Origin of the sequence: Actinotalea sp. (assembly GCF_035443605.1) — a bacterium.
In the GTDB taxonomy this organism is placed as follows: Bacteria; Actinomycetota; Actinomycetes; order Actinomycetales; family Cellulomonadaceae; genus Actinotalea.
This window is the reverse complement of the sequence record NZ_DAORSQ010000153.1, coordinates 1-4,260: the sequence shown is the minus strand read 5'-3', so window position 1 is coordinate 4,260 and position 4,260 is coordinate 1. Positions and strand designations below refer to the sequence as shown.

3 protein-coding genes and 1 pseudogene are annotated in these 4,260 nt (G+C 72.9%); all 4 read left to right on the top strand.

The window, feature by feature from the left end; all coding sequences use genetic code 11:
• Positions 1-575, top strand: a pseudogene (locus PKY62_RS12315) (glycosyltransferase); the annotation flags it as partial.
• The gene (locus PKY62_RS12310) at positions 572-1,441 is read left to right on the top strand and encodes an ABC transporter permease (protein WP_324537385.1); all 870 of its coding nucleotides are present in this window, start codon (positions 572-574) and stop codon (positions 1,439-1,441) included. The pseudogene PKY62_RS12315 and the gene PKY62_RS12310, both read left to right, overlap by 4 nt.
• A gap of 4 nt (positions 1,442-1,445) precedes the next feature.
• The gene (locus tag PKY62_RS12305; protein WP_324537383.1) at positions 1,446-2,174 is read left to right on the top strand and encodes an ABC transporter ATP-binding protein; all 729 of its coding nucleotides are present in this window, start codon (positions 1,446-1,448) and stop codon (positions 2,172-2,174) included.
• Positions 2,084-4,126 carry a DUF6541 family protein gene (locus tag PKY62_RS12300; RefSeq protein WP_324537381.1) on the top strand — a complete coding sequence of 681 codons (2,043 nt, stop codon included), beginning with the start codon at positions 2,084-2,086 and terminating at the stop codon, positions 4,124-4,126. The genes PKY62_RS12305 and PKY62_RS12300 overlap by 91 nt, the downstream gene beginning before the upstream one ends.
• Positions 4,127-4,260 lie beyond the last annotated feature (134 nt).

The following is a 4,260-nucleotide window of genomic DNA, read 5'->3' as shown; positions in this document are numbered from 1 at the left end:
TGCAGTACTCCGCTGCGGCCCTGCGGCTGAAGGCCGTCGAGGACGTGCTGGCCGGTCCGAGTGACCTGCACGCCTCGCTGCACGTCCGCCTCGATGAGGTGCGGGCGCTGCGCGCGGACCACGTCGACGCCCAGGTTCGTCCTGACGCGGAGGACTTCGCCGCCCTCCGCCCCGGCAGGCCGCGCCGCCGGGAGCTCGCCGCCGAGCGCCCGGCGAGTCGGATCGCCACGGTTCGCGCTGCGGCATCCGGGATCCTGCACCAGACGCGTGCGGTGGGGGCAGGCTCCGTACACGGCCCGGAGCGTGAGGTGGCCGCGGTGGACGCAGGGTGGTGGACCCTGGCGGGGCTGGACTCGGCCCTTGTGGCGACTGCCGATGGTGCCGGCCTGGCGTGGCTTCGCCGCGACCGGTCGGTCGCGGCAGCGGGTCTCACGGATGCTGTGCGCGCCCACCGTGAACTCCTGCGTCGCTGGCGCCAGCTGAGCGCCGAGTACCGGGACGCGGCGCCGTCGCTGGCGGGCGAGGACAGCTGGCGTCGCACCCTCGGGCTCGACGCCGGGAGCAGGTCCTCGTGACCACCGCGACCGCCGACGGCGGTCTCGTCGTCCAGGGAACAGGCGGCGGACTGCGGGAGGTGCTCGAGCGCCGCCACCTGCTGGCGATGCTCGTGCGCAAGGAGCTGAGGGTGCGCTACCGCGCGTCCGTGCTGGGCCTCGGGTGGTCCTACGTCAAGCCGGCCGTGCAGTTCGCGGTCTACTTCGTCGGGATCGGGCTCGTGCTGCGCCAGAGCGCGATCGGCGACTATGCGATCTACCTCTTCGGCGGCCTCGTCGTCGTCACGACACTCAGCGAGGCGGTCGGCAACGCGACGCGCTCGGTCGTCGTCAACGGCGAGCTGTTGCGCAAGATCTTCCTTCCCCGCGAGCTCTTCCCGGTCTCGAGCGTGTGCGTCGCGGCGGTCCACCTCGTGCCCCAGCTGCTGGTGCTCGTCGTCGCCGCCCTCGCCTGCGGGTGGCGGCCGGATGCCGTGGGGTTGCTCGCCCTGGTCACCGGCCTCGCGCTCGTCGCCGTCCTCTCCCTCGGGCTCGGCCTGCTGCTGTCGGCGCTGAACGTGCTCTATCGCGACCTCGAGAACGTCGTCGACCTCGTGCTCACCGTGCTCGTGTGGACCAGCCCGGTCCTCTACCCCTGGCAGGTCGTCGGTGACCTCCTCGGCAGCGACTCCTGGCTCTTCCGGCTCTACCAGCTCAACCCCGTCACGGTGGCGGTCGAGCTCGTCCACCGCGGCACGTGGGCGACGGCCTCTGCAGGCAACCTCGCCCAGGCCGCCCCCGACCTCCTGCCACGAACGGTCTTCGCGTTCGCGGTGACCGGGGCCCTGGTCCTCCTCGGCCAGCGGGTGTTCCGGCGGATGTCCGGCTCCTTCGCGCAGGAGCTCTGAGCGGATGGCCCAGATCGCCGTCTCGGTGGAGAACGCCTCCAAGCACTTCCGCCTGCGCCACACCCTCTCCCTCAAGGAGAGCCTCGTCTGGAGGGCCCAACGCCGCACACGTCACGAGGACTTCGTCGCCCTGGCCCCGCTGGACCTTCAGATACGAGCAGGCGAGTCGGTGGCGCTGCTCGGCCGCAACGGGTCCGGCAAGTCGACCCTGCTCAAGCTCATCGCCGGCGTCATGGCGCCGGACACCGGCCGCGTCCGGGTGCGGGGGCGCCTGGCCGGGCTCCTCGAGGTCGGCGCGGGATTCCACCCCGACCTCACCGGCAGGGAGAACGTCCACCTCAACGCGTCGATCCTCGGCATGCGCCCGCACCAGATCGCCGAACGCTTCGACGAGATCGTCGAGTTCGCCGACATCGGCCCGTTCCTCGACACCCAAGTGCGGTTCTACTCGTCGGGCATGTTCCTGCGTCTCGCGTTCGCCGTCGCGGTTCACACGGACCCTGACGTCTTCCTCGTCGACGAGATCCTCGCCGTGGGCGACGAGGCTTTTCGCGACAAGTGCCTGCGGCGCATCGAGCGGCTGTCCGATGAGGGCCGAACGCTCGTCGTCGTGAGCCACGACCTGCCTCTCATGGAGCGCCTGTGCGAGCGCGGCGTGGTTCTGGCGTCCGGTCGGCTGGTCGCCGACGGTCCGGTCGCCGAGGCGGTTGCGCACCTTCGGGTGGCCCTTTGACGTGGTGGGACGCGCTGCCGACCCTGGGCGTGGCAGTCCTCGCGCTGCTCGCGCCCGGCTCGCTCGTCGTCCTGGCTGGCGGGGTGCGCGGCCTCCTCGGCACTGCCCTCGTACCGGTGGTGTCCGTTGCCGTCGTCGCATCCGCGGCGATCAGTGCATCGCTCGTCAGGATGCCGTTCGGCTGGTCCGCGGTCCTCGGGACCGTGGCGCTGACGGCTTCGGTGGTGGCTGGGGGCCGCGCCGTGGCGAGACGTCTGGACCTGTCGGGCAGGACGGCGGGCAGACCTGTGGCCCCGACGAGACCTGCCCTCTCGCAGCGGCGGTGGGTGGCGTCAGGCCTGGTCGGGGCCCTCGTCGGCGGCGGCACCCTCGCCGTCGGGGTTGCTCGCGGAATGGGGGCACCGGACCGCTGGCCGCAGACCTTCGATGCCGTCTTTCACCTCTCGGCGGCTGACCACGTGGTCCGAACTCGCGATGGATCAGCGCTCACCTTGGGCACCCTCGTGGCTCCGGAGCGCAGCCACGGCTTCTATCCCGCGGCGTGGCACGACCTCGTCTCGCTGGTGGCAACAACGACGGGGGTACCGGTTCCCGTGGCTGCGAACGCCGTGGCCCTCGTCGCGGTCGCGGTGGCATGGCCCCTCGGGTGCGTGGCTCTGGCCCGCGTCGCCGTGGGCCCTGACCGGGTCGTCAGCGCGGCTGCGGGGGTTCTGGCCGCGGGTGTCGCCGCGTCTCCCGTGCTGCTGACCGCGTACGGAACGCTCTGGCCCAACGCCCTCGCGACCGCGTTGCTGCCGGCGGTCCTCGCCCTGGTGGCGGATCTCGCAGGGCTCGGGCCTTCGCGATCGGCGCCCGTGGTGGGAGGGACGCTTCTGCTGGCGGTGGCCGGCGTCGGGCTGACCCTTGCCCACCCCAACGCCGTGGTGTCGCTGCTCGTCCTCGCGGCGCCAGCGATCGTCATCGGCACCTGGGGGCGCGGCAGGCGCTGGCGCGCCACGACCGTGGCGGCATCCGCCGTCATCGCGTGGGGCCTGCTCCTGTCGCCCGCCTTCGACGCCCAGCGCGGCACCTCGTGGCCGGCCCGCCAGCGCATGGGGCAGGCGGTGGGGGAGTGGCTGACGCTCTCGCCTCAGCGGGTGCCGATCCCCCTCGTGCTCGCGGCGCTCTGTCTCGTCGGCTGCGCCGTCGTGTGGCGGCGACCCAGCCGTCGGTGGCTCCTGGCCGTCCACGGCACCGCGGGGTTGCTGTTCGTGCTCGTCTCGGGGAGCGACAGCCGCTTGTCGCGGCTGGTCAGCGCGGCGTGGTGGGACGACCCGTTCCGGCTCGCGGCCCTCGTCGGCGTCGCCGGGGTGCCGCTCGCGGCGCTCGGCTTTGCCGCGGGTGCAGAACGATTGGCCGCGCTCGTGCGGGTGCCCGGGCGGGCCGCCGCCACCGGCCTGGTTGCATCGACGCTGCTCGCCGTGGTGGCACTCGCGAGCGGAGGCCTGTACGTGGCGGACACCGTACGCGTCGTGCACGGGTGGTACGGACCCGACGCCATGGTGGGAGCGGCAGAACGCGGACTGCTCGTCCGCCTGCCGGAGATGGTTCCCGAGGGGGAGCGTGTCGTCGGCAACCCCTGGGACGGCGCTGCACTCTCTGGTGCCCTCGGCGGACGAGAGCCGGTCTTCCCCCACGTCGTCGGCGCCTGGGACGGGGACCGAACCACCTTGGCGACCTCATTGGCCGATGTGGCCACCACGCCCGGGGTGTGTGAGGCGCTGAACCGGTTGCGGGTGACGCACGTCTTCGTCGGTCCGGGGACGTTCTGGCCCGATGACCCCCGGCGCGGCGACTATCCCGGACTGGCCGTCGCCGGGCGCGAGGGCTTCGTCGAGGTGGCCACGGCGGGGCGGGCCTCGGTGTGGCGGGTGACGGCCTGCGCCGGGACGACGCCCGTGGTCGCGCCCTGAGGTGGCGATGCCGGTGCCCGTCCCGGCCGGACCCACCCACGAGGCCCGCAGCACCCGGATCCACGCGATCTGAGCGGGCGGGAGGTACATTGGCGCTCCGCCCACGGGGAGGCGGACCGTGCAGGTGAAGCAGA